Annotated in this window: 20 protein-coding genes and 1 riboswitch; of the genes, 12 read left to right on the top strand and 8 right to left on the bottom strand. The window is 68.2% G+C overall.

Annotation, left to right across the window (positions count from 1 at the left end; translation table 11 throughout):
• From ACE3PU_RS11910 to scpB, 4 genes are all read left to right on the top strand, one after another.
• Window positions 1-267 (top strand): SPOR domain-containing protein (locus tag ACE3PU_RS11910; RefSeq protein ID WP_374390024.1); only part of this gene is annotated, 267 nt, incomplete at its 5' end.
• The gene (nagZ, locus tag ACE3PU_RS11915) at window positions 264-1,313 is read left to right on the top strand and encodes a beta-N-acetylhexosaminidase (RefSeq protein ID WP_374390026.1); all 1,050 of its coding nucleotides are present in this window, start codon (window positions 264-266) and stop codon (window positions 1,311-1,313) included. The genes ACE3PU_RS11910 and nagZ, both read left to right, overlap by 4 nt.
• 52 nt (window positions 1,314-1,365) lie before the next feature.
• Window positions 1,366-2,187 (top strand): ScpA family protein, encoded by an 822-nt coding sequence (locus ACE3PU_RS11920; protein WP_374390028.1) that lies wholly within the window; start codon window positions 1,366-1,368, stop codon window positions 2,185-2,187.
• On the top strand, window positions 2,184-2,855 hold the full coding sequence (gene scpB, locus ACE3PU_RS11925) for an SMC-Scp complex subunit ScpB (RefSeq protein WP_374390030.1): 672 nt from the start codon (window positions 2,184-2,186) through the stop codon (window positions 2,853-2,855). The genes ACE3PU_RS11920 and scpB overlap by 4 nt, the downstream gene beginning before the upstream one ends.
• A gap of 15 nt (window positions 2,856-2,870) precedes the next feature.
• On the opposite strand, the gene ispH is transcribed toward scpB, so the two are convergent.
• Complete coding sequence (gene ispH, locus ACE3PU_RS11930; protein ID WP_374390087.1) at window positions 2,871-3,830, bottom strand: 4-hydroxy-3-methylbut-2-enyl diphosphate reductase; 960 nt, start codon at window positions 3,828-3,830, stop codon at window positions 2,871-2,873.
• 262 nt (window positions 3,831-4,092) lie between these two features.
• On the opposite strand from ispH, the gene ACE3PU_RS11935 reads away from it, so the two are divergent.
• The 5 genes from ACE3PU_RS11935 (at window position 4,093) to ACE3PU_RS11955 (ending at window position 6,682) form a co-directional block, all read left to right on the top strand.
• A complete protein-coding gene (locus ACE3PU_RS11935) occupies window positions 4,093-4,452 on the top strand; it encodes an AtpZ/AtpI family protein (protein WP_374390032.1) in 360 nt (119 codons plus the stop codon).
• Between the two features lie 6 nt (window positions 4,453-4,458).
• Complete coding sequence (locus ACE3PU_RS11940) at window positions 4,459-5,244, top strand: F0F1 ATP synthase subunit A (RefSeq protein ID WP_374390034.1); 786 nt, start codon at window positions 4,459-4,461, stop codon at window positions 5,242-5,244.
• 57 nt (window positions 5,245-5,301) lie between these two features.
• Window positions 5,302-5,526 (top strand): F0F1 ATP synthase subunit C, encoded by a 225-nt coding sequence (locus tag ACE3PU_RS11945; protein ID WP_008261286.1) that lies wholly within the window; start codon window positions 5,302-5,304, stop codon window positions 5,524-5,526.
• A gap of 68 nt (window positions 5,527-5,594) precedes the next feature.
• Window positions 5,595-6,167 carry a hypothetical protein gene (locus ACE3PU_RS11950; protein WP_374390036.1) on the top strand — a complete coding sequence of 191 codons (573 nt, stop codon included), beginning with the start codon at window positions 5,595-5,597 and terminating at the stop codon, window positions 6,165-6,167.
• A complete protein-coding gene (locus tag ACE3PU_RS11955; protein ID WP_374390038.1) occupies window positions 6,167-6,682 on the top strand; it encodes a F0F1 ATP synthase subunit B in 516 nt (171 codons plus the stop codon). The genes ACE3PU_RS11950 and ACE3PU_RS11955 overlap by 1 nt, the downstream gene beginning before the upstream one ends.
• A 71-nt stretch (window positions 6,683-6,753) precedes the next feature.
• On the opposite strand, the gene ACE3PU_RS11960 is transcribed toward ACE3PU_RS11955, so the two are convergent.
• The 6 genes from ACE3PU_RS11960 to gcvT all read right to left on the bottom strand — a co-directional run bounded on the left by ACE3PU_RS11960 (window position 6,754) and on the right by gcvT (window position 12,486).
• Window positions 6,754-7,218: a DUF6789 family protein gene (locus ACE3PU_RS11960; protein WP_374390040.1), complete on the bottom strand. Its 465-nt coding sequence runs from the start codon at window positions 7,216-7,218 to the stop codon at window positions 6,754-6,756.
• 130 nt (window positions 7,219-7,348) lie between these two features.
• Window positions 7,349-7,693 (bottom strand): hypothetical protein, encoded by a 345-nt coding sequence (locus tag ACE3PU_RS11965; protein WP_374390042.1) that lies wholly within the window; start codon window positions 7,691-7,693, stop codon window positions 7,349-7,351.
• A gap of 296 nt (window positions 7,694-7,989) precedes the next feature.
• The gene (gene gcvPB, locus ACE3PU_RS11970) at window positions 7,990-9,558 is read right to left on the bottom strand and encodes an aminomethyl-transferring glycine dehydrogenase subunit GcvPB (protein WP_374390044.1); all 1,569 of its coding nucleotides are present in this window, start codon (window positions 9,556-9,558) and stop codon (window positions 7,990-7,992) included.
• Window positions 9,559-9,572: 14 nt separating this feature from the next.
• Window positions 9,573-10,919: an aminomethyl-transferring glycine dehydrogenase subunit GcvPA gene (gene gcvPA / locus ACE3PU_RS11975; RefSeq protein WP_374390047.1), complete on the bottom strand. Its 1,347-nt coding sequence runs from the start codon at window positions 10,917-10,919 to the stop codon at window positions 9,573-9,575.
• Window positions 10,920-10,986: 67 nt separating this feature from the next.
• Window positions 10,987-11,352, bottom strand: a complete 366-nt coding sequence (gene gcvH / locus ACE3PU_RS11980; protein ID WP_374390049.1) for a glycine cleavage system protein GcvH — start codon at window positions 11,350-11,352, stop codon at window positions 10,987-10,989.
• Between the two features lie 18 nt (window positions 11,353-11,370).
• A complete protein-coding gene (gene gcvT, locus ACE3PU_RS11985; protein WP_374390051.1) occupies window positions 11,371-12,486 on the bottom strand; it encodes a glycine cleavage system aminomethyltransferase GcvT in 1,116 nt (371 codons plus the stop codon).
• Window positions 12,487-12,631: 145 nt separating this feature from the next.
• Window positions 12,632-12,729: riboswitch (glycine riboswitch) on the bottom strand.
• Between the two features lie 102 nt (window positions 12,730-12,831).
• Between gcvT and ACE3PU_RS11990 the strand changes: the two genes are divergently transcribed.
• From ACE3PU_RS11990 to pncA, 3 genes are all read left to right on the top strand, one after another.
• Complete coding sequence (locus ACE3PU_RS11990) at window positions 12,832-13,872, top strand: alpha/beta hydrolase (protein WP_374390053.1); 1,041 nt, start codon at window positions 12,832-12,834, stop codon at window positions 13,870-13,872.
• 126 nt (window positions 13,873-13,998) lie between these two features.
• Window positions 13,999-14,964 (top strand): class 1 fructose-bisphosphatase, encoded by a 966-nt coding sequence (locus tag ACE3PU_RS11995; protein WP_374390055.1) that lies wholly within the window; start codon window positions 13,999-14,001, stop codon window positions 14,962-14,964.
• Complete coding sequence (gene pncA / locus ACE3PU_RS12000; RefSeq protein ID WP_374390057.1) at window positions 14,964-15,602, top strand: bifunctional nicotinamidase/pyrazinamidase; 639 nt, start codon at window positions 14,964-14,966, stop codon at window positions 15,600-15,602. The genes ACE3PU_RS11995 and pncA overlap by 1 nt, the downstream gene beginning before the upstream one ends.
• Here the strand turns inward: pncA and ACE3PU_RS12005 are convergent.
• Complete coding sequence (locus tag ACE3PU_RS12005) at window positions 15,599-16,633, bottom strand: adenosine deaminase (RefSeq protein WP_374390059.1); 1,035 nt, start codon at window positions 16,631-16,633, stop codon at window positions 15,599-15,601. The two genes, pncA and ACE3PU_RS12005, sit on opposite strands and share 4 nt — an antisense overlap.
• Between the last annotated feature and the right edge of the window lie 56 nt (window positions 16,634-16,689).

Consider the following 16,689-nt stretch of genomic DNA (forward strand, 5'->3'; position numbering starts at 1 on the left):
ACGCCGACGACGCCGCCCGCCGCCGGAGGCGCCGCCTCGGTCCAGATCGGCGCCTTCTCCTCGACCGAGATCGCAGACCGCGAATACGCCGCCGTGGCCGGCCGCTTCGGCCAGTACGTCTCGGGCGCGCAGAAGCGGGTGACGGAAGTGACCACCTCCGGCGGCTCGACGCTGTACCGCACTTCCTTCGCCGGCATGAGCCGGGAACGGGCCGTGGCTTTCTGCAACGCGCTGAAGGCGGCGGGCCGCGACTGCATCGTCCGGTGACCTCGGCCGCGATCTACGGCTGCGCCGGACATCGGCTGACGGAGGCGGAGAAGACCTTCTTCGCCGAGACGCGGCCGTGGGGCTTCATCCTGTTCCGGCGCAATATCGACACGCCGGATCAGGTGCGGGCGCTGACCAGCGAACTGCGCGCCGCGATCGGGAACGCGGACGCGCCGATCCTGATCGACCAGGAAGGAGGCCGGGTGCAGCGCATGGGGCCGCCGCACTGGCCGAAGTATCCGCCGGGCGACGCTTATCTGAAGGCGACCAACGACCTGTCGACGGCGCGCGAACTGGTGCGGCTGGGCGCGCGGCTGATGGCGCATGACCTGCGCGAGGTCGGGATCAACGTCGACTGCGCGCCGGTCCTGGACACCCCGGTGCCTGGGGCCCACGACATCATCGGCGACCGCGCCTACGGCGCCGATCCCGAAACGGTGGCGCAGCTGGGCCGGGCGGCGGCGGAAGGGTTGCTGGCCGGCGGGGTTCTGCCGGTCATCAAGCACATGCCGGGCCATGGCCGCGCCTTCGCCGACAGCCACAGGGATCTGCCGGTCGTTCACGCGGATCTGGACACGCTGGACGCCTGGGACTTCGCGCCGTTCAAGAGCCTGTCGGACATGCCGATCGGCATGACGGCGCATATCGTCTTCACGGCCATCGACCCCAAGCGGCCGGCCACGCAGTCCCGCAAGGCCATTCGCATGATCCGCGAGAGGCTGGGTTTCGGCGGCTTGCTGCTGTCGGACGATCTGGTGATGAACGCCCTGTCCGGCACGCTGACCCAAAGGGCGCACAAGGCCCTGAAGGCGGGGTGCGACATCGTCATCCACTGGAACGGCGTGATGGACGAGATGCGGCAGGTCGCCGAGGGCGTCGGTCCGCTCAAGGGCGCGGCCAAGCGACGGGCCGAAGCGGCGATGGCGCGGATCGTGCGCACGCCAGAGCCCCTGGACGCCACAGCCGCCCATGCCCGCTTCTTTCAAGCCATGGGCGGTCGGATGGAAGCCGCGCGGGGGCCGGACGTCGGTGAGGCGCAGGCGTGAAGCGCGACAGGCCGTCAGCCTCAAGCAGCGCGAAGCGCGATAGGCCAGAGTAATGTCTGAAGCCTTCCAGCCGAACCTGGATTTCGCGGCGGTCGCCGAGGTCGAGGACCGCGAGGCCTTCGTCGTCGACCTGGACGGCTATGAAGGCCCGCTGCATGTCCTGCTGGCGCTGGCGCGGACCCAGAAGGTCGACCTGCTGAAGCTGTCGATCACCCAGCTGGCGGAACAGTATCTGGCCTTCGTGCACGAGGCGCGGCGGCGGAACTTCGCCCTGGCGGCGGACTACCTCGTCATGGCGTCTTGGCTGGCCTATCTGAAGTCGCGCCTGTTGTTGCCGCGCACCGAGAAGGACAAGCCCGAGGAGCCGCCGGCCGAGCAGATGGCCGCCGCCCTGGCCTTCAGGTTGCAGAAGCTGGAAGCGATGAGGAAGGCCGTCGAGACCCTGATGGCCCGCCCGCAGCTGAAGCGCGACGTCTTCACGCGCGGCGACCCGGAGGCGACCGTCATCGTGCCCTCCGACCGGATCGACACCAGCCTGTACGAACTGATGAGCGCCTATGTGGTGCAGCGTCGGCGCGAGGAATCGCGGCGCTATGCGCCCGGCCAGCGGGTCGAGGCCTTTCCGCTGGAAGCCGCGCGCGACTGGTTGCGCGAGGTCATGCCGAAGCTGGCGGACTGGACGCCGTTGGAGCAGGTGGCGCCGAGCCGCCAGGACGAGGACGGGCCAAGCCAGGCCAGCTATACGGCCTCGACCCTGTCGGCGAGCCTGGAGCTGGTGAAGGAAGGGGCGATGGACATCCGGCAGACAGCGGCCTTCGCGGACCTGTACCTGAAGCGGCGCGGGCGGGGACAGCCGCTGGAGTTGACGCCATGAGCGACCTGTCCTTTCAACCCGACGAAACAGAGATCGAGCGGCGGGTCGAGGCGCTGCTGTTCGCCGCCGCCGGCCCGTTGACCGCCGCCGAGATCGCGGGACGACTGCCCGAAGGCGCCAATGTCGCGCGCGCCATCTCAGGGCTGCGGGCGCGCTATGAGGGGCGGGGAGTGGAGCTGGAGTGCGTTGCGGACCGCTGGCGCTTCCGCACCGCGCCCGATCTCGCCTTCATGATGACCGAGGAGCGGGAGGAGCCGCGCCGCCTGTCCCGGGCCGCGCTGGAGACCCTGGCCATCATCGCCTACCACCAACCGGTCACCCGCGCCGAGATCGAGAGCGTGCGCGGCGTCAGCATCTCCAAGGGCACGCTGGACCTGCTGCTGGAGATGGGGTTCGTGCGGCTGCGCGGGCGGCGGCGCACGCCGGGCCGGCCCGTGACCTACGCCACCACCGACCGTTTCCTGGAGCATTTCGGCCTGGCGACCCTGTACGACCTGCCGGGCGTGCAGGAGATGAAGGCGGCCGGGCTTCTGGACCTGTCGCTGCCGGTGGGGTTCGAGGTGCCGGACCCGACGCGGGCCTCGGAAGCCGATGACGAGGACGGAACCCTGCCGCTCGAGGATGAGACGCCCGAGTTCGCTCAGGACTTCGTCAACGACGACCGCTGACGCCGGCCGCGGCCGTCAGGCGGTCAGAAGCCGGGGCAGCTTGAAGGTCACGGTCTCGCGCTCACCCGCATCTTCGGTCACCGTGGCGTCGAAGCGCGCGCGGATGGCGTCGACCAGCGCCTCGATCAGCGGCTCGGGGGCCGAGGCGCCCGCCGTGACGCCCACGGTCCGCACGCCGTCGAACCAAGACCAGTCGACCTGGGAGGCGTCGTCGACCAGCCGGGCGTCGCGCGCGCCGGCGCGCAGGGCGACCTCGACCAGGCGGGCCGAGTTGGATGAATTTCTGGAGCCCACCACCAGCACCAGCTCGCAGCCCTCGCCCAGGGTCTTAACCGCCTCCTGGCGGTTGGTGGTGGCGTAGCAGATGTCTTCCTTGTGCGGGTCCGGCAGCTCGGGGAATCGCCGCTTCAGCACACGCAGGATCCCGGCCGTGTCGTCCACCGACAGGGTCGTCTGGGTCGCATAGGCCAGCGGCTGATCGCCCGGACGCTGGAAGGTCTCGGCGTCGGCCTCGGTCTCCACAAGGCTGATCGCGCCCTCGGGCAGCTGGCCCATGGTGCCGATCACCTCGGGGTGGCCGGCGTGTCCGATCAGGATGATGTGACGCCCGGCCGCATGGTGGCGCTCGGCCTCGACGTGGACCTTGGACACCAGCGGGCAGGTGGCGTCCAGGAACAGCAGTTCGCGCGCCCTGGCGTTGGCCGGCACCGACTTGGGGACCCCGTGAGCGGAGAAGACGACCGGGCGGTCGTCCGGGCATTCGTCCAATTCCTTGACGAAGACCGCGCCCATGGCCTTCAGCCGCTCCACGACATGGCGGTTGTGCACGATCTCGTGGCGGACATAGACCGGGGCGCCGTATTTCTCGATGGCGCGCTCGACGATCTGAATGGCGCGGTCGACCCCTGCGCAGAAGCCGCGGGGTGTCGCCAGGCGCACCGCGAGCGGTCGGCGTTCGGGATGCGGCGCAGGCACGTGGACGTTCATGGCCTCAACCTAGTCGTTCCGGCGTCGCCCTGCCATCGGCCTGCGGGGGACAAGAGCGGAGATTCTCACATATTGGAGAGCGACGCTTCGTCACGTCCACGCTGTGGATGAAGAAAACTGATTTTCCACAATGGCTTAGGTCTCGATCGGGACGCCTTGACCTATCGGCCGCTCACGATTAGTTTCCGCGCCGAATTCAGACCCGCCAGGACGCACCGTTCGGGCGCTGAGCGCACAGGCCCTGTCCCCAATGACGGAATCGCGTGAAGAGGCGATCAAACGCCTCCAACAAAGCGCATCCGAACTGGAGGCGCGGACCACGGCGGAGAAGTCCGCCGAACTGACCGGCCACCAAGTGGCGGGGCAGGCCTACAAGATCATCGCCGAACTTCTCGGCGGCGTCTTCGTGGGACTGGCGTTCGGATTCATCGTGGATTGGGTCCTGGGGACCCGTCCGTGGGGTTTGATCGGCGGCGTCCTTCTGGGCTTCGCCCTGTCGATTTACATGGCGCGCCGCACGGCCAACCGGCTGATGGCGCAGGCGAAGGCGCAAGGGAATTCGGCTCCGGCTGAGCCCTACGTCGAAGCCGGCGAAGACGAGGAACGATAAGGCTCTATGGCCGATCCGATTCATCAGTTTCAGATCCAGAAGGTCGTGGACCTTCCCGACGTGACCCTGCCGCTGCTGGGCACGGTGGACCTGGCGATCACCAATTCGCACATCGCCATGACAGCGGCCTTCGTCGCGATCGTCGGCTTCCTGGCGGCGGTGACGTCGAACGCCCAGGTGGTGCCCGGGCGTCTTCAGGCCGCCGGCGAAGGCGTGTTCGGCCTGATCGACAACCTGGCGAATTCGATCATCGGCCACGACGGCCGCAAGTATTTCCCGTTCGTGTTCACGATCTTCCTGCTGATCCTGGGCATGAACCTGCTGGGTCTGTTCCTGACCTTCACGGCGACGTCGCAGCTGGCCATCACCGGAACCTTCGCGCTGATCACCTTCGGCCTGGTGCTGGTGGTCGGCTTCGCCAAGAACGGCCTGGGCTTCTTCAAGCTGTTCTGGCCGATGGGCGCGCCGCTGGCGCTGCGCCCGGTCGTCGGTCTGATCGAGTTCGTCTCCTTCCTGCTGCGGCCGATCACCCTGGCGCTTCGTCTGTTCGGCAACATGCTGGGCGGCCACGTGGCGCTGAAGATCTTCGCCGGCTTCGTCGTGTCGCTGGGCCTCCTGGGCCTGGGCGGCGGCATCGGCCTGCTGGCCTTCCCGGTCGCGGCCCTGTCGCTGGGCATGGTCGTCGCCCTGACCGCGCTGGAGTTCCTGGTGGCCTTCCTTCAGGCCTTCGTGTTCGCCGTTCTGACCTGCATCTATCTGAACGATGTGGTCAACCTGGACCACGCCCACTAAGGGCCGGACCAGTCTCTTCACCCCAACCACCAACGACTTTAATCTAGGAATACAATCATGGACGCTGAAGCCGCGAAGTACATCGGCGCTGGTCTCGCCACCCTGGGCATGATCGGTTCGGCCCTGGGCGTGGGCAACATCTTCGGCCAGTTCCTGGCCGGCGCCCTGCGCAACCCGTCGGCCGCCGCCGGCCAAGTCGGCAACCTGTTCGTGGGCGCCGCCCTCGCCGAAGCCCTGGGCATCCTGGCCTTCGTGCTCGGCATCCTGATGATCTTCGGCTGATATCAGCCGATACCGGCGCGCGGGGTTCGCCCGCGCGCCGCTTCATCTGATCCTGCAGTAGACGGTTCATGGCCAGCACCCACACCATCGACGCGGTTCCGCCTTCGGTCGAAGCGGACCTGCACGCCGAGACGGCGACGCCCGGCGAGCACGGCTCGGGCGGCCTGCCGCAATTCCAGTTCGAGCACTGGGCGGGGCAGATCGGCTATCTGCTGATCCTGTTCGTCCTCCTGTATCTGCTGGTTTCCAAGGTCTTCGCGCCGCGCCTGCGCAAGGTGATGGACGAGCGGGCCGACACCATTTCAACGGCCGTCGCCACGGCGCGTCAGGTTCAGGCCGAAGCCGCCGAACAGGCCGCCCAGGCCCAGGCCGAGGTCGCCAAGGCTCGCGCCGACGCCCGCGCCATGGCCGCGGCCGCCAAGGCCCGCGTGACCGAGGAGGCCAACGCCCGCCAGGCCGCGGAAGAAGCGGTCGTGAACGGCCGCATCGCCGAGGCCGAGACGGCCATCGCCAAGACCCGCGACGCCGCCATGGCCAGCGTGTCGACGATCGCCTCCGACGCCGCCGGCGCCATGGTCGAGCGCCTGACCGGCAAGGCCGCGACGGCCGCCGAGCTGGCCGCCGCCAAGGGAGCCGCCTGATGAACCTGATCTTCGAACACGGCATCTGGGATCTGGCCAACGCCGAGATCTGGGTCGGCGTGGGCCTGCTGATCTTCTTCGGCATCCTGATCGCTGTCGGCGTGCCCAAGATGGCCGGCGCCGCCCTGGACGCCAAGGGCGCCAAGATCCAGGCGGACCTGGACGAGGCCGCCCGCCTGCGCGCCGAGGCCGAAGCCTTGCTGGCCCAGATCCGCAAGGAGAAGGCCGAAGCCGAGGCCCAGGCCGCCGAGATGATGGCCCAGGCGGAAGCCGACGCCCGGCGCCTGGAAGTCGAATCCAAGGCCAAGCTGGAAGAGACGCTGGCGCGTCGCCAGAAGATGGCCGAAACCCGCATCGCCCAGGCCGAGGCTCAGGCTTCGGCCGAGGTCAAGGCCGCCGCGGCGGACCTGGCCGCCAAGGCCGCCGAGGACATCCTGACGGCCCGCCTGGCCGCTCAGGCCAAGGACCCTCTGCTGGATGCGGCCATCGCCGAGATCGGCGACCGACTGAACTGATCCGACCGGATAAAACGACAAAGGCCCCCGACGGGAACGTCGGGGGCCTTTTTCTTGCGCCGTTGGGCCGCTCAGTGGGCGTGGGCGCCGCCGATGATGGTCGCGCCACGCTTCTCGCGCGCGGTGAGACGGGCGTAGACATTGCCCAGCACGATGCCGAAAATCGCGTGGGTGATCAGCAGCCAGGCCACGGTGCCGAAGCCCGCGCCGCTGGAGAAGGTTCGGTAATCGCCCAGCATGAAGACGCCGAGCATCATCACGACCCAGGCCCCGACGGCGAAGACGATGCCCTTGGTTTCGGGCGTGTCCGTCGGCAGACGCGGGCAGAGGTAGCCGAACAGCGGGCCCAATATGAGGACGCCGCTGACGAGGTGGATCCCCCAGCCGACGGCCAGGTTGCCCGGCATGCCGATGATGCTGGCGATGACCCCCTGGAAGGGATCGAACCAGTTCAGGAACATGTTCGGGATTTCAAGCAAGGAGGCCGCGACCGTGGCGAAGACGCCGGCGACGAGACCTTTTTGTACGCGTGACATCATGACCTTAGCGCCTCCCAACGCCTGTTTCGGTTCTCTGATAACGCGAGGACAGGATACGCCTCTGCGGGGAGGGCGGCGTTCAACTTCCTGTGCTTAGCGAACGCAGCAATGCGAACGCGAAACTTGGTCAGCTGCGGCGGAAAATCTTGCGGAAAGAACGCCGAAGACGCTTTCGCACCCGCACAAGACGGCGGCGGCGACGCAGCACCATCTTCTCGGCGCGAAGCGCCTGCTGCCAGAAGACCGGCGCGATCTCGGGATTGCGTCGCATGAGGCGACGGAAGGGATAGACCCACTTCGGTCGCGCATATTGGGCCCGGATGAACTGGCGCTTGGCCCAGAACGAGCTGCGCAGGATCAGCATCAGGCCGACCGCGATGACCGGGATGCCGCCCGGGCCCGGCAGGGGGGCGATCAGGATTCCCAGCAGCACGACCAGCAGCCCGCCGCTCATCAGCGCCCAACGCTTCATCGCGCGCAGCAGTCGGCTGCGCGGTTGGGAAGGCTGGACGAGGGGGAGGGAAGCGTAGGTCACTGAACTCGTGGAGATGGGAAGGAGAGGGCTCTTGGACAACGGCCGTCGCGGTCGCGCGATCCCTCGTCGGGAAAGGAATCGGCGGCCGTGACGACCGCGCCACAGCCCTATCAACGCGCTGCGTCGATGGCCGATGCGTGTCCGCAGCGTGAAGCTTTGGTCATGATGTCGATATGCAAACGGCCTGTGACGTCTCCGCCACAGGCCGTCCGCTGCTCAGGGTGTGTGGCCGCTCAGGCGGCCTGGTTCGAGCCTTCGGGGGCGCTCCAGCGCAGCACCGGCGAGCGGGCGGCGCGGGTCTCGTCCAGGCGGCGCATCGGAGCGTGGAAGGGCGCGCCCTTGAAGCGGTCGACGTCGCCGGCCTTCGCGGCTTCGGCCAACAGGCGCATGGCGTGGATGAAGCGGTCCAGCTCGGCCTTGGACTCGGTTTCCGTCGGCTCGATCAGCATGGCGCCGTGGACGACCAGCGGGAAGTACATGGTCATCGGGTGGAAGCCCTCGTCGATCATCGCCTTGGCGAAGTCGAGCGTGGTGATGTCCGTGCCCTTCAGCCATTCGTCGTCGAACAGGGCCTCGTGCATGCAGGGGCCGTCGGGGAAGGCCGGGCTCATCAGGTCCGACAGGCGGGCCTTGATGTAGTTGGCGTTCAGGACCGCGTCCTCCGCGACCTGACGCAGGCCGTCCGAGCCGTGGCTCATCATGTAGCTGAGGGCGCGGACGTACATGCCCATCTGGCCCTGGAAGGCGCAGAGACGGCCGAAGGCCTGGGCGGCCTCGTCTTCCTCGCGCTCGACCAGGCGATAGCCGCCATCGTCGTGCACGACCCACGGGGCCGGAGCGAAGGGGGCCAGGGCTTCTGACAGCACCACCGGACCTGCGCCCGGACCGCCGCCGCCGTGGGGCGTCGAGAAGGTCTTGTGCAGGTTGATGTGCATGGCGTCGACGCCGAGATCGCCGGGGCGCACCCGGCCGACGATGGCGTTGAAGTTGGCGCCGTCGCAGTAGAAGTAGGCGCCCGCCTCGTGCGTCAGGCGGCTGATCTCCAGGATGTCGCGCTCGAACAGGCCGCAGGTGTTCGGGTTGGTCACCATGATGGCGGCGACGTCCGGGCCCAGCTTGGCGGCCAAGTCGGCCACGTCCACGCGGCCGTCGTCGGTCTGGGCCACCTCGACCACCGAATAGCCGACGAAGGCGGCGGTGGCGGGGTTGGTGCCGTGGGCCGAGGTCGGCACCAGCACCTTGCGGCGCTGCTCATGCTCGCCCTTGGCCTCATGCGCGGCGCGGATGGCCATCAGGCCGCACAGTTCGCCGTGGGCGCCCGCCTTGGGAGACAAGGCGACCGCGGGCATGCCGGTCAGGGTCTTCAGCCAGTGGGCCAGGGTGTCCATCAGCTCCAGCGCGCCCTGGACCGTCGATTGCGGCTGCAGCGGGTGGATGTCGGAGAAGCCCGGCAGGCGCGCCATCTTCTCGTTCAGGCGCGGGTTGTGCTTCATCGTGCACGAGCCCAGCGGATAGATGGCCAGGTCGATGGCGTGGTTCTTCTGCGACAGGCGGACGTAGTGGCGCATGGCCTCGGGCTCCGACAGGCCGGGCAGGCCGATCGGATCCTTGCGGACCAGGTCGCCTAGGTCGGACGCATCGGTCTTGGGTTCCGGCAGGTCGACCCCGGTCTTGCCCCAGCCGTCGCCCTCGAAGATCAGGGCTTCGTTCTGCAGCAGGCCGCGGCCGCCGGTCAGGGTGGCGGGCTTTTCGGAAACCTGGTTCGGGGCGGTCGGGCGGCCGACGGTGTTCATGGTGCTCATGGTCTGTCTCCCGCTCAGGCCGCCAGCACCTTGGCGAGCGAGGCCGCCAGGAGCTTGATGTCGTGGTCCAGGGTGGTTTCGGTCGCGGCGACCAGCAGGACGTCGTCCATGCCGGCGTCGGGGGCAAGGCGGCTGTAGGGCACGCCCGCCAGGATGTGATGGCCGGCCAGGGTGTCGACCACCTGGGCCGCGTTCTTGGGCAGCCGGACCGCGAACTCGTTGAAGAAGCGCGGGGTCAGGATTTCGACGCCGGGGATGGCCGCCAGGGCGTCGCGCGTCGCCACCGCCTTCTCATGGTTCAGCAGGGCCAGCTTCCGCAGCCCCGTCTCGCCCAGCAGGCTCATGTGGATGGTGAAGGCCAGGGTGCAGAGACCCGAGTTGGTGCAGATGTTCGACGTGGCCTTGTCGCGGCGGATGTGCTGCTCGCGCGTGGACAGGGTCAGGACGAAGCCGCGCTCGCCGTCGGCGTCCACCGTCTCGCCGGTCAGGCGGCCGGGCATCTGGCGGATCAGCTTCTCGCGCGTGGCGAACAGGCCGACATAGGGGCCGCCGAAGTTCAGGGCGTTGCCGATCGACTGGCCCTCGGCCGCGACGATGTCGGCGCCCATTTCGCCCGGCGACTTGAGCAGGCCCATCGACACGGCCTCGGTGACCACGACGATCAGCAGGGCGCCGGCGGCGTGGGCCGCCTCAGCGATCTTGGTCACGTCGGTCGCCGTGCCGAAGACGTTGGGCGTCTGGACGACGACGCAGGCGGTGTCGGGACCGATCTGGTCGATGACGGCGGCCTCGGCGTCGAAGGCCGGGGCCAGGACCTGGGTCTCGACGCCGACGGCGTGGACCACAGTCTCGGTCGCCTTGACGTAGTGGGGGTGCACCCCGCCCGAGATCACCGCCTTGTTGCGGCGGGTCACGCGGGTCGCCATCAGCACGCCCTCGGCCATGGCGGTCGAGCCGTCATAGAGGCTGGCGTTGGCGACCGGCATGCCGGTCAGGTTCGCGACCTGGGTCTGGAACTCGTACAGATACTGCAGCGTGCCTTGCGCGATTTCCGGCTGGTACGGCGTGTAGCTGGTCAGGAACTCCGACCGCTGGATGATGTGATCCACCGTCGCCGGGACGTGGTGCTTGTAGGCGCCCGCGCCGCAGAAGAAGGGGGTGGCGCCGGCGGTGGCGTTCTTGGCCGCCATGGCGGACAGGGCGCGCTCGACCTCCAGCTCGCCCGCCACGCGCGACAGGTCCACGGGGCCGTCCAGGCGCGCAGCCTGGGGCACGTCAACGAACAGATCGTCGATGGATTTGGCGCCGATGGCGGCGAGCATCGCCGTGCGGTCGTCGGGCGTCAGGGGGAGGTAACGCATGGTCTTGTCCTGGGCCATGAAAGGCCGAAGACCCCCTGACTTCTGGTCAGGGGGCCCAAAGCGAGGCTTAGAGGGTGGCGAGGAAGGCGTCGTAGGCCGTCTGGTCCATCAGGGCGTCCAGTTGCGAGGCGTCCGAGACCTTGATCTTGGCGAACCAGCCGTCGGCTTCCGGCGCCGAGTTGACCGTTTCCGGGGCGGTCGACAGGGCGTCGTTGGCCTCGACCACTTCGCCCGAGACGGGGGCGTAGACGTCGGAGGCGGCCTTGACGCTCTCGACCACGGCGAAGCTGTCGCCCTTTGAGACGGTCTTGCCGACTTCAGGCACTTCCACGAACACCACGTCGCCCAGGGCGTCGGCGGCGTGCTTGGAGATGCCGACGGTGGCGATGTCGCCGTCCAGGCTGACCCACTCGTGATCCTTGGTGAACTTCATTGCTTGTCTCCGACGCCGTCAGGCGGTCTTGGGTTTGCGGTAATAGCGTTGCGCCACGAAGGGCATGGCGACGACTTCGGCGGCGGCGGGCTTGCCGCGCACGATGACCTTCAGCTCGGTTCCCAGCGCGGCGAAGGCCGGCGGGACGTAGCCCATGGCGATGTTCCTGCCGAGGGAGGGGGAGGGGCCGCCAGAGGTGACCTTGCCGATGATGTTTCCGTCGGCGTCGGCGATCTCGGCGCCTTCGCGGGCCGGGGCGCCTTCCTTGACGATCAGGCCCACGCGGACGCGCGACGGTCCCTCAGCCAGTTCTTTCAGGATCCGGTCGGCGCCGGCGAAATCGGCCCGCTCCTTCCTCGACTTGGACAGGGCGAAGGTCAGGGCGCCCTCGGCGGGGCTGGTGGTCGGATCGATGTCGTGGCCGTGCAGCGGCAGGCCGGCCTCGAGACGCAGGGAATCGCGGGCGCCCAGGCCGATCGGCTTGACGCGGGCGTCCTCCAGCAGGGTGTTCCAGACACGCTCGGCCTGGTCGGCCGGGACCGAAATCTCATAGCCGTCTTCGCCGGTGTAGCCCGACCGCGAGACGTAGCAGTCGACGCCGAACAGGATCAGGCGCGCGCATTCCATGAAGCCCATCTCGGCCAGGATCGGCTCGTGCGCCTTCATGACTTCGGCGGCCTCGGGGCCCTGGATGGCGATCAGGGCGCGGTCCAGCACGGTCAGCTTGGCGTCGCCCTGCAGGTTCGCCTGCCAGAAGGCGAAGTCCTCGTCCTTGTTGCCGGCGTTGACGACGACGAACAGGCCGTCGTGGTCGGGGCGGCCGGCCATCAGGTCGTCGATGATCCCGCCGTTGTCGTTCAGCAGCAGCGAATACTTCTGCTTGCCCGCCTTCAGGATCGCATAGTCGCCGGGCACGAAACGCTCGAACTGGGCCGTGGCGTCGGCTCCGGTGATCTTGCACTGGCCCATGTGCGACACGTCGAACAGGCCGGCGTGTTCGCGGGTCCAGCGGTGTTCGGCCAGGACGCCTTCATACTGGACCGGCATGTCATAGCCGCCGAAGCCCACCATACGGGCCCCCAGCGCGCGGTGCGCGGCGTTCAGGGGCGTGGTCTTCAGGGTCTGTTCGGTCATGGTTCAGGCTTTCGCGGTCGCGTGTTGTGGCGGAGCTCCGCCGTCCTCGCGCCCCCGCTGTCCTGAAGCCTGAGAGATTCCGACGCCGGAAGTAAGGCGTCTTGCTCCGTCGGCGCGCCCATGAAGGGCGACTTTCCAGCGTCCGTGCGCCGTCGCGGTCCGTTTGCCTGAGCGTTTCCGGGGCGGTTGCGCCTTCGGCGTCGACCCCGGTTTCCCGGCGCCGATCTCTCCCGCGAGAGCGTTCGAGCTAAGGCCTCGACTCTGGCTGCAAGTCAAGCGGCGCGGAACAAGGCGGCGTGTCGGGGATTTTGCACCGGACGCCCCGACATCCTCAGGAATTTCAAAATGTCCATTATAGACAAGCTCTTCGGCGAGTCCGACAAGCCGCGCACCCGCCCCGCCAAGCCCGATGCGCCCATGCAGAAGGTGCTGGACGAATTCGCGTCGCTGAACCCCAAACCGATCGAGACCCTGTCGCCCCAGGAAGCCCGCCAGCAGCCGACCCCGACCGACGCGGTCCATTCGCTGCTCCGCAAGGCCGGCAAGGATCCGAAGGCCGATGATCTGGGCGTCAAGATCACCGACATCACCATTCCCGGCGCCGCCGGCCCGATCCAGGCGCGGATCTACAAGCCGCACGACCATTCCGAGGACAAGCTGCACCCGGTCGTGGTCTATTTCCACGGCGGCGGCTTCGTGATCGCCGACCTGGACGTCTATGACGGCGGCCCGCGCGGCGTGTCGAAGATGGCCGACGTGATCGTGATCTCGGTCCACTATCGCCAGGCGCCCGAGCACAAGTTCCCTGCGGCCCACGAGGACGCCCTGGCGGCCTATCGCTGGGTGCTGGACAACGCCCAGAGCTTCCACGGCGACCCGCAGAAGGTGGCCGTGATGGGCGAGAGCGCGGGCGGCAACCTGGCCATCGGCGTCTCGCTGATGGCGCGCGACGCCGGCCTGCCGGCGCCGGTCCATCAGGTGCTGGTCTATCCGGTCGCGGGCGTGGACATGGACAACGCCTCCTATGTCGAGAACGCCACGGCCAAGCCGCTGAACAAGCCGATGATGCAATGGTTCGTGAAGCACACGTTCGAGAACGAGAGCGACGCCCAGGACCCGCGGATCAACCTGGTCGAGAACGCCGACCTGATCGGCCTGCCTTCGTCGACGGTGATCTGCGCCGAGATCGACCCGCTGCGGAGCGAGGGCGAGCTGCTGGCCGAGAAGCTGGAGCAGGCGGGCGTGGACGTGCGGCACAAGACCTTCCACGGCTCGACGCACGAGTTCTTCGGCATGGCCATGGTGCTGCCCGACGCCATGGCGGCCCAGACCTTCGCCGCGCATGAGCTGAAGCGCGCGTTCGGCACGGCCATTCTGCCGATCTGATCCGCCTGAGGTGGAGAGACGGGAAGGGGGCGCTCTTGAGCGTCCCTTTTTCTTGCGCGGCGGTTGCCGCCCGGCGGCCGGCCCGCCATGAACGCTGAAAACGACAATCGACGCTCAGGATCCGCCATGACCGACCGCATCAGCCTGGAAGACCACCTCGCCGCGCTGGAGGCGCCCGAGAGCCTGAAGGCCGTGCTGGCCGCGGCGGCCCGCGCCTGCGTCGACATCCGCGGCGTCGTGTCGGACGGCGCGCTGGCGGGGGCGCTGGGCGCATCTGGCGCAGTGAACGTCCAGGACGAGGAGCAGAAGAAGCTGGACGTCATCTCCAACGACATCCTGACCGACACCCTGCTGGTCTGCCCGGCGGTGGCGGCTGTGGCGTCCGAGGAGATGGAGACGATCCAGCCCGCTGACCACGCCGGCGACTATCTGGTGCTGTTCGATCCGCTGGACGGGTCGTCCAACATCGACATCAACGCCCCGGTGGGGACCATCGTCTCGGTGCTCAAGGCGCCGACGGCCGCGCCGAACGAGGCCGACTTCCTGCAGCCGGGGCGCCAGCAGGCGGCGGCGCTCTACGCCCTTTACGGGGCCCAGACCATGCTGGTGCTGACGACGGGGAGCGGGGTGCGCGGCTTCACGCTGTCGAGCGACGGGCGATGGCTGCTGACCCACGACGCCATAACGATCGACCCCGACACCAAGGAGTTCGCGATCAACATGTCGAACCAGCGCCACTGGTCTGAAGGGGTGCAGCGCTATGTCGACGGGGTGCTGAAGGGGGTGGACGGCCCGCGCGGCAAGAACTTCAACATGCGCTGGGTCGCGGCCATGGTGGCGGACGTGCACCGCATCCTGATGCGCGGCGGCGTCTTCCTGTATCCTTGGGACAGGCGTGAGCCGAACAAGCCCGGCAAGCTGCGCCTGATGTACGAGGGCAATCCGATGGCCTTCCTGATCGAGCAGGCTGGCGGCAAGGCGACGACGGACGGGACCGAGGCGATCCTGGACATCCAGCCCGAGCACCTGCACCAGCGGATCGCCGTCGCCCTGGGCTCGGCCAACGAAATCGACGCCTATGCGAGCGCATGATGAAGATCGGCTCCACTGACGCCCTTCTGGTCATCGATCCGCAGAACGATTTCTGCGAGGGCGGCGGCCTCGCGGTCGCCGGCGGGGCGGGGCTCATGCCGGGAATCAACCGGCTGGCGGAGCGCTTCGCAAAGGTGATCGTCACCCAGGACTGGCATACGCCGGATCAGATCAGCTTCGCGTCCAACCACGACGGGGCGACGCCCTTCACCGAGATCGAGGTCGCTTACGGCCGCCAGATGCTGTGGCCGGATCACTGCATACAGGGCTCGCCAGGCGCCGATTTCCACCCCGACGTGGCGCCGACCGTGCGCAGGGCCGTAGCCGTGATCCGAAAGGGCTACAATCCGGCCGTCGACAGCTATTCCGGCTTCTTCGAGAACGACCATCGGACGCCGACGGGCCTGAGCGGCCTGTTGCGCGACCTGGGGGTGACCTGCGTCTTCCTTTGCGGACTGGCCTATGACTACTGCGTCCGCTTCACCGCCGAGGATGCGGTGCGCGAGGGGTTCGAGGTCGTGGTCATCTCCGACGCCAGCCGCGCGATCGCGCCGCAGAGCGAGGCGGCCGCGCGGGACAGTTTCCGGGCGATGGGGGTGGCGGAGATCGAGGCGGCGGACCTGTCCGACGGCGTCTAGTCGAGAACGCCTGCTCTTGCGGCGTACGCTTCCACCTCTGCGATCCGCGCGGCCTTCGCCGCCTCGTCCAGGAACGATCCCTCGAAACTGTTGCGCGCCAACAGCGTGACCTGCTCGCGCGTCAGGCCGACGGCGGCGGCGAGCTGGCTGTAGTTGGCGTTCACATAGCCGCCGAAATAGGACGGATCGTCCGAGTTCAGGGTGACGTGCAGGCCCCGGCGCAGCATCTCGGGCACGGGGTGATCCTTCAGGTCCTTCACCACGCACAGCTTCAGGTTCGACAGCGGGCAGACGGTCAGGGTCATCTGCTCGCGGGCCAGCCGCTCGACCAGGGCCTCGTCCTCCATCGACCGGTTGCCGTGGTCCATCCGGTCGATGTGCAGCAGGTCCAGCGCCTCGTGGACATAGGCGGGCGGACCTTCCTCGCCGGCGTGGGCGCACAGCTTCAGGCCCAGGTCGCGGGCGGCGGCGAAGACGCGCTGGAACTTGGAGGGCGGGTGGCCGACCTCCGACGAATCCAGCCCCACGCCGATGAAGTGATGCAGATAGGGCTTGGCCGCCTCCAGGGTGGCGAAGGCCTCGTCCTCGGTCAGGTGGCGCAGGAAGCTGAGGATCAGGCCGCTGGATACGCCCAGCTCGGCCTTGGCCCGGTCCATGCCGGCGATCAGCCCTTCCACCACGACGCCGAAGGGGACGCCGCGATCGGTGTGGGTCTGGGGGTCGAAGAAGATTTCGGCGTGGCGGACGTTGTCGGCCGCCGCGCGCTGGAAATAGGCGAAGGCCAGGTCCTCGAAGTCCTGCCGCGTCAGCAGCACGGCGGCGCCGGCGTAATAGATGTCCAGGAAGTCCTGCAGGTTCGAGAAGTCGTAGGCCGCGCGGACCGCCTCGACGCTGTCGTAGGGTATGGCCACGCCGTTGCGGCGGGCCAGCTCGAACATCAGTTCGGGCTCCAGCGAGCCCTCGATGTGCAGGTGCAGTTCGGCCTTCGGCAGGCCCGCGATGTAGGCGTCAAGCGACGTGGGATCAGCCATGACGGCCTCCTGAGCGAAAGGAACGGCGCCCGGCGGCGCACGATGGAATGCTGCAT

Origin of the sequence: Brevundimonas sp. (genome assembly GCF_041911375.1) — a bacterium.
Classification (GTDB): domain Bacteria; phylum Pseudomonadota; class Alphaproteobacteria; order Caulobacterales; family Caulobacteraceae; genus Brevundimonas.

What these genes read in the sequence shown, in the direction of transcription:
- ACE3PU_RS11920 (WP_374390028.1), top strand. Translation starts at nt 1,366, where the DNA reads ATGTCTGAAGCCTTCCAGCCGAACCTGGATTTCGCGGCGGTCGCCGAG.
- scpB (WP_374390030.1), top strand. Translation starts at nt 2,184, where the DNA reads ATGAGCGACCTGTCCTTTCAACCCGACGAAACAGAGATCGAGCGGCGG.
- ACE3PU_RS11935 (WP_374390032.1), top strand. Translation starts at nt 4,093, where the DNA reads ATGACGGAATCGCGTGAAGAGGCGATCAAACGCCTCCAACAAAGCGCA.
- ACE3PU_RS11940 (WP_374390034.1), top strand. Translation starts at nt 4,459, where the DNA reads ATGGCCGATCCGATTCATCAGTTTCAGATCCAGAAGGTCGTGGACCTT.
- ACE3PU_RS11945 (WP_008261286.1), top strand. Translation starts at nt 5,302, where the DNA reads ATGGACGCTGAAGCCGCGAAGTACATCGGCGCTGGTCTCGCCACCCTG.
- ACE3PU_RS11950 (WP_374390036.1), top strand. Translation starts at nt 5,595, where the DNA reads ATGGCCAGCACCCACACCATCGACGCGGTTCCGCCTTCGGTCGAAGCG.
- ACE3PU_RS11955 (WP_374390038.1), top strand. Translation starts at nt 6,167, where the DNA reads ATGAACCTGATCTTCGAACACGGCATCTGGGATCTGGCCAACGCCGAG.
- ACE3PU_RS11960 (WP_374390040.1), bottom strand. Translation starts at nt 7,218, where the DNA reads ATGTCACGCGTACAAAAAGGTCTCGTCGCCGGCGTCTTCGCCACGGTC.
- ACE3PU_RS11965 (WP_374390042.1), bottom strand. Translation starts at nt 7,693, where the DNA reads ATGAAGCGTTGGGCGCTGATGAGCGGCGGGCTGCTGGTCGTGCTGCTG.
- gcvPB (WP_374390044.1), bottom strand. Translation starts at nt 9,558, where the DNA reads ATGAGCACCATGAACACCGTCGGCCGCCCGACCGCCCCGAACCAGGTT.
- gcvPA (WP_374390047.1), bottom strand. Translation starts at nt 10,919, where the DNA reads ATGCGTTACCTCCCCCTGACGCCCGACGACCGCACGGCGATGCTCGCC.
- gcvH (WP_374390049.1), bottom strand. Translation starts at nt 11,352, where the DNA reads ATGAAGTTCACCAAGGATCACGAGTGGGTCAGCCTGGACGGCGACATC.
- gcvT (WP_374390051.1), bottom strand. Translation starts at nt 12,486, where the DNA reads ATGACCGAACAGACCCTGAAGACCACGCCCCTGAACGCCGCGCACCGC.
- ACE3PU_RS11990 (WP_374390053.1), top strand. Translation starts at nt 12,832, where the DNA reads ATGTCCATTATAGACAAGCTCTTCGGCGAGTCCGACAAGCCGCGCACC.
- ACE3PU_RS11995 (WP_374390055.1), top strand. Translation starts at nt 13,999, where the DNA reads ATGACCGACCGCATCAGCCTGGAAGACCACCTCGCCGCGCTGGAGGCG.
- pncA (WP_374390057.1), top strand. Translation starts at nt 14,964, where the DNA reads ATGAAGATCGGCTCCACTGACGCCCTTCTGGTCATCGATCCGCAGAAC.
- ACE3PU_RS12005 (WP_374390059.1), bottom strand. Translation starts at nt 16,633, where the DNA reads ATGGCTGATCCCACGTCGCTTGACGCCTACATCGCGGGCCTGCCGAAG.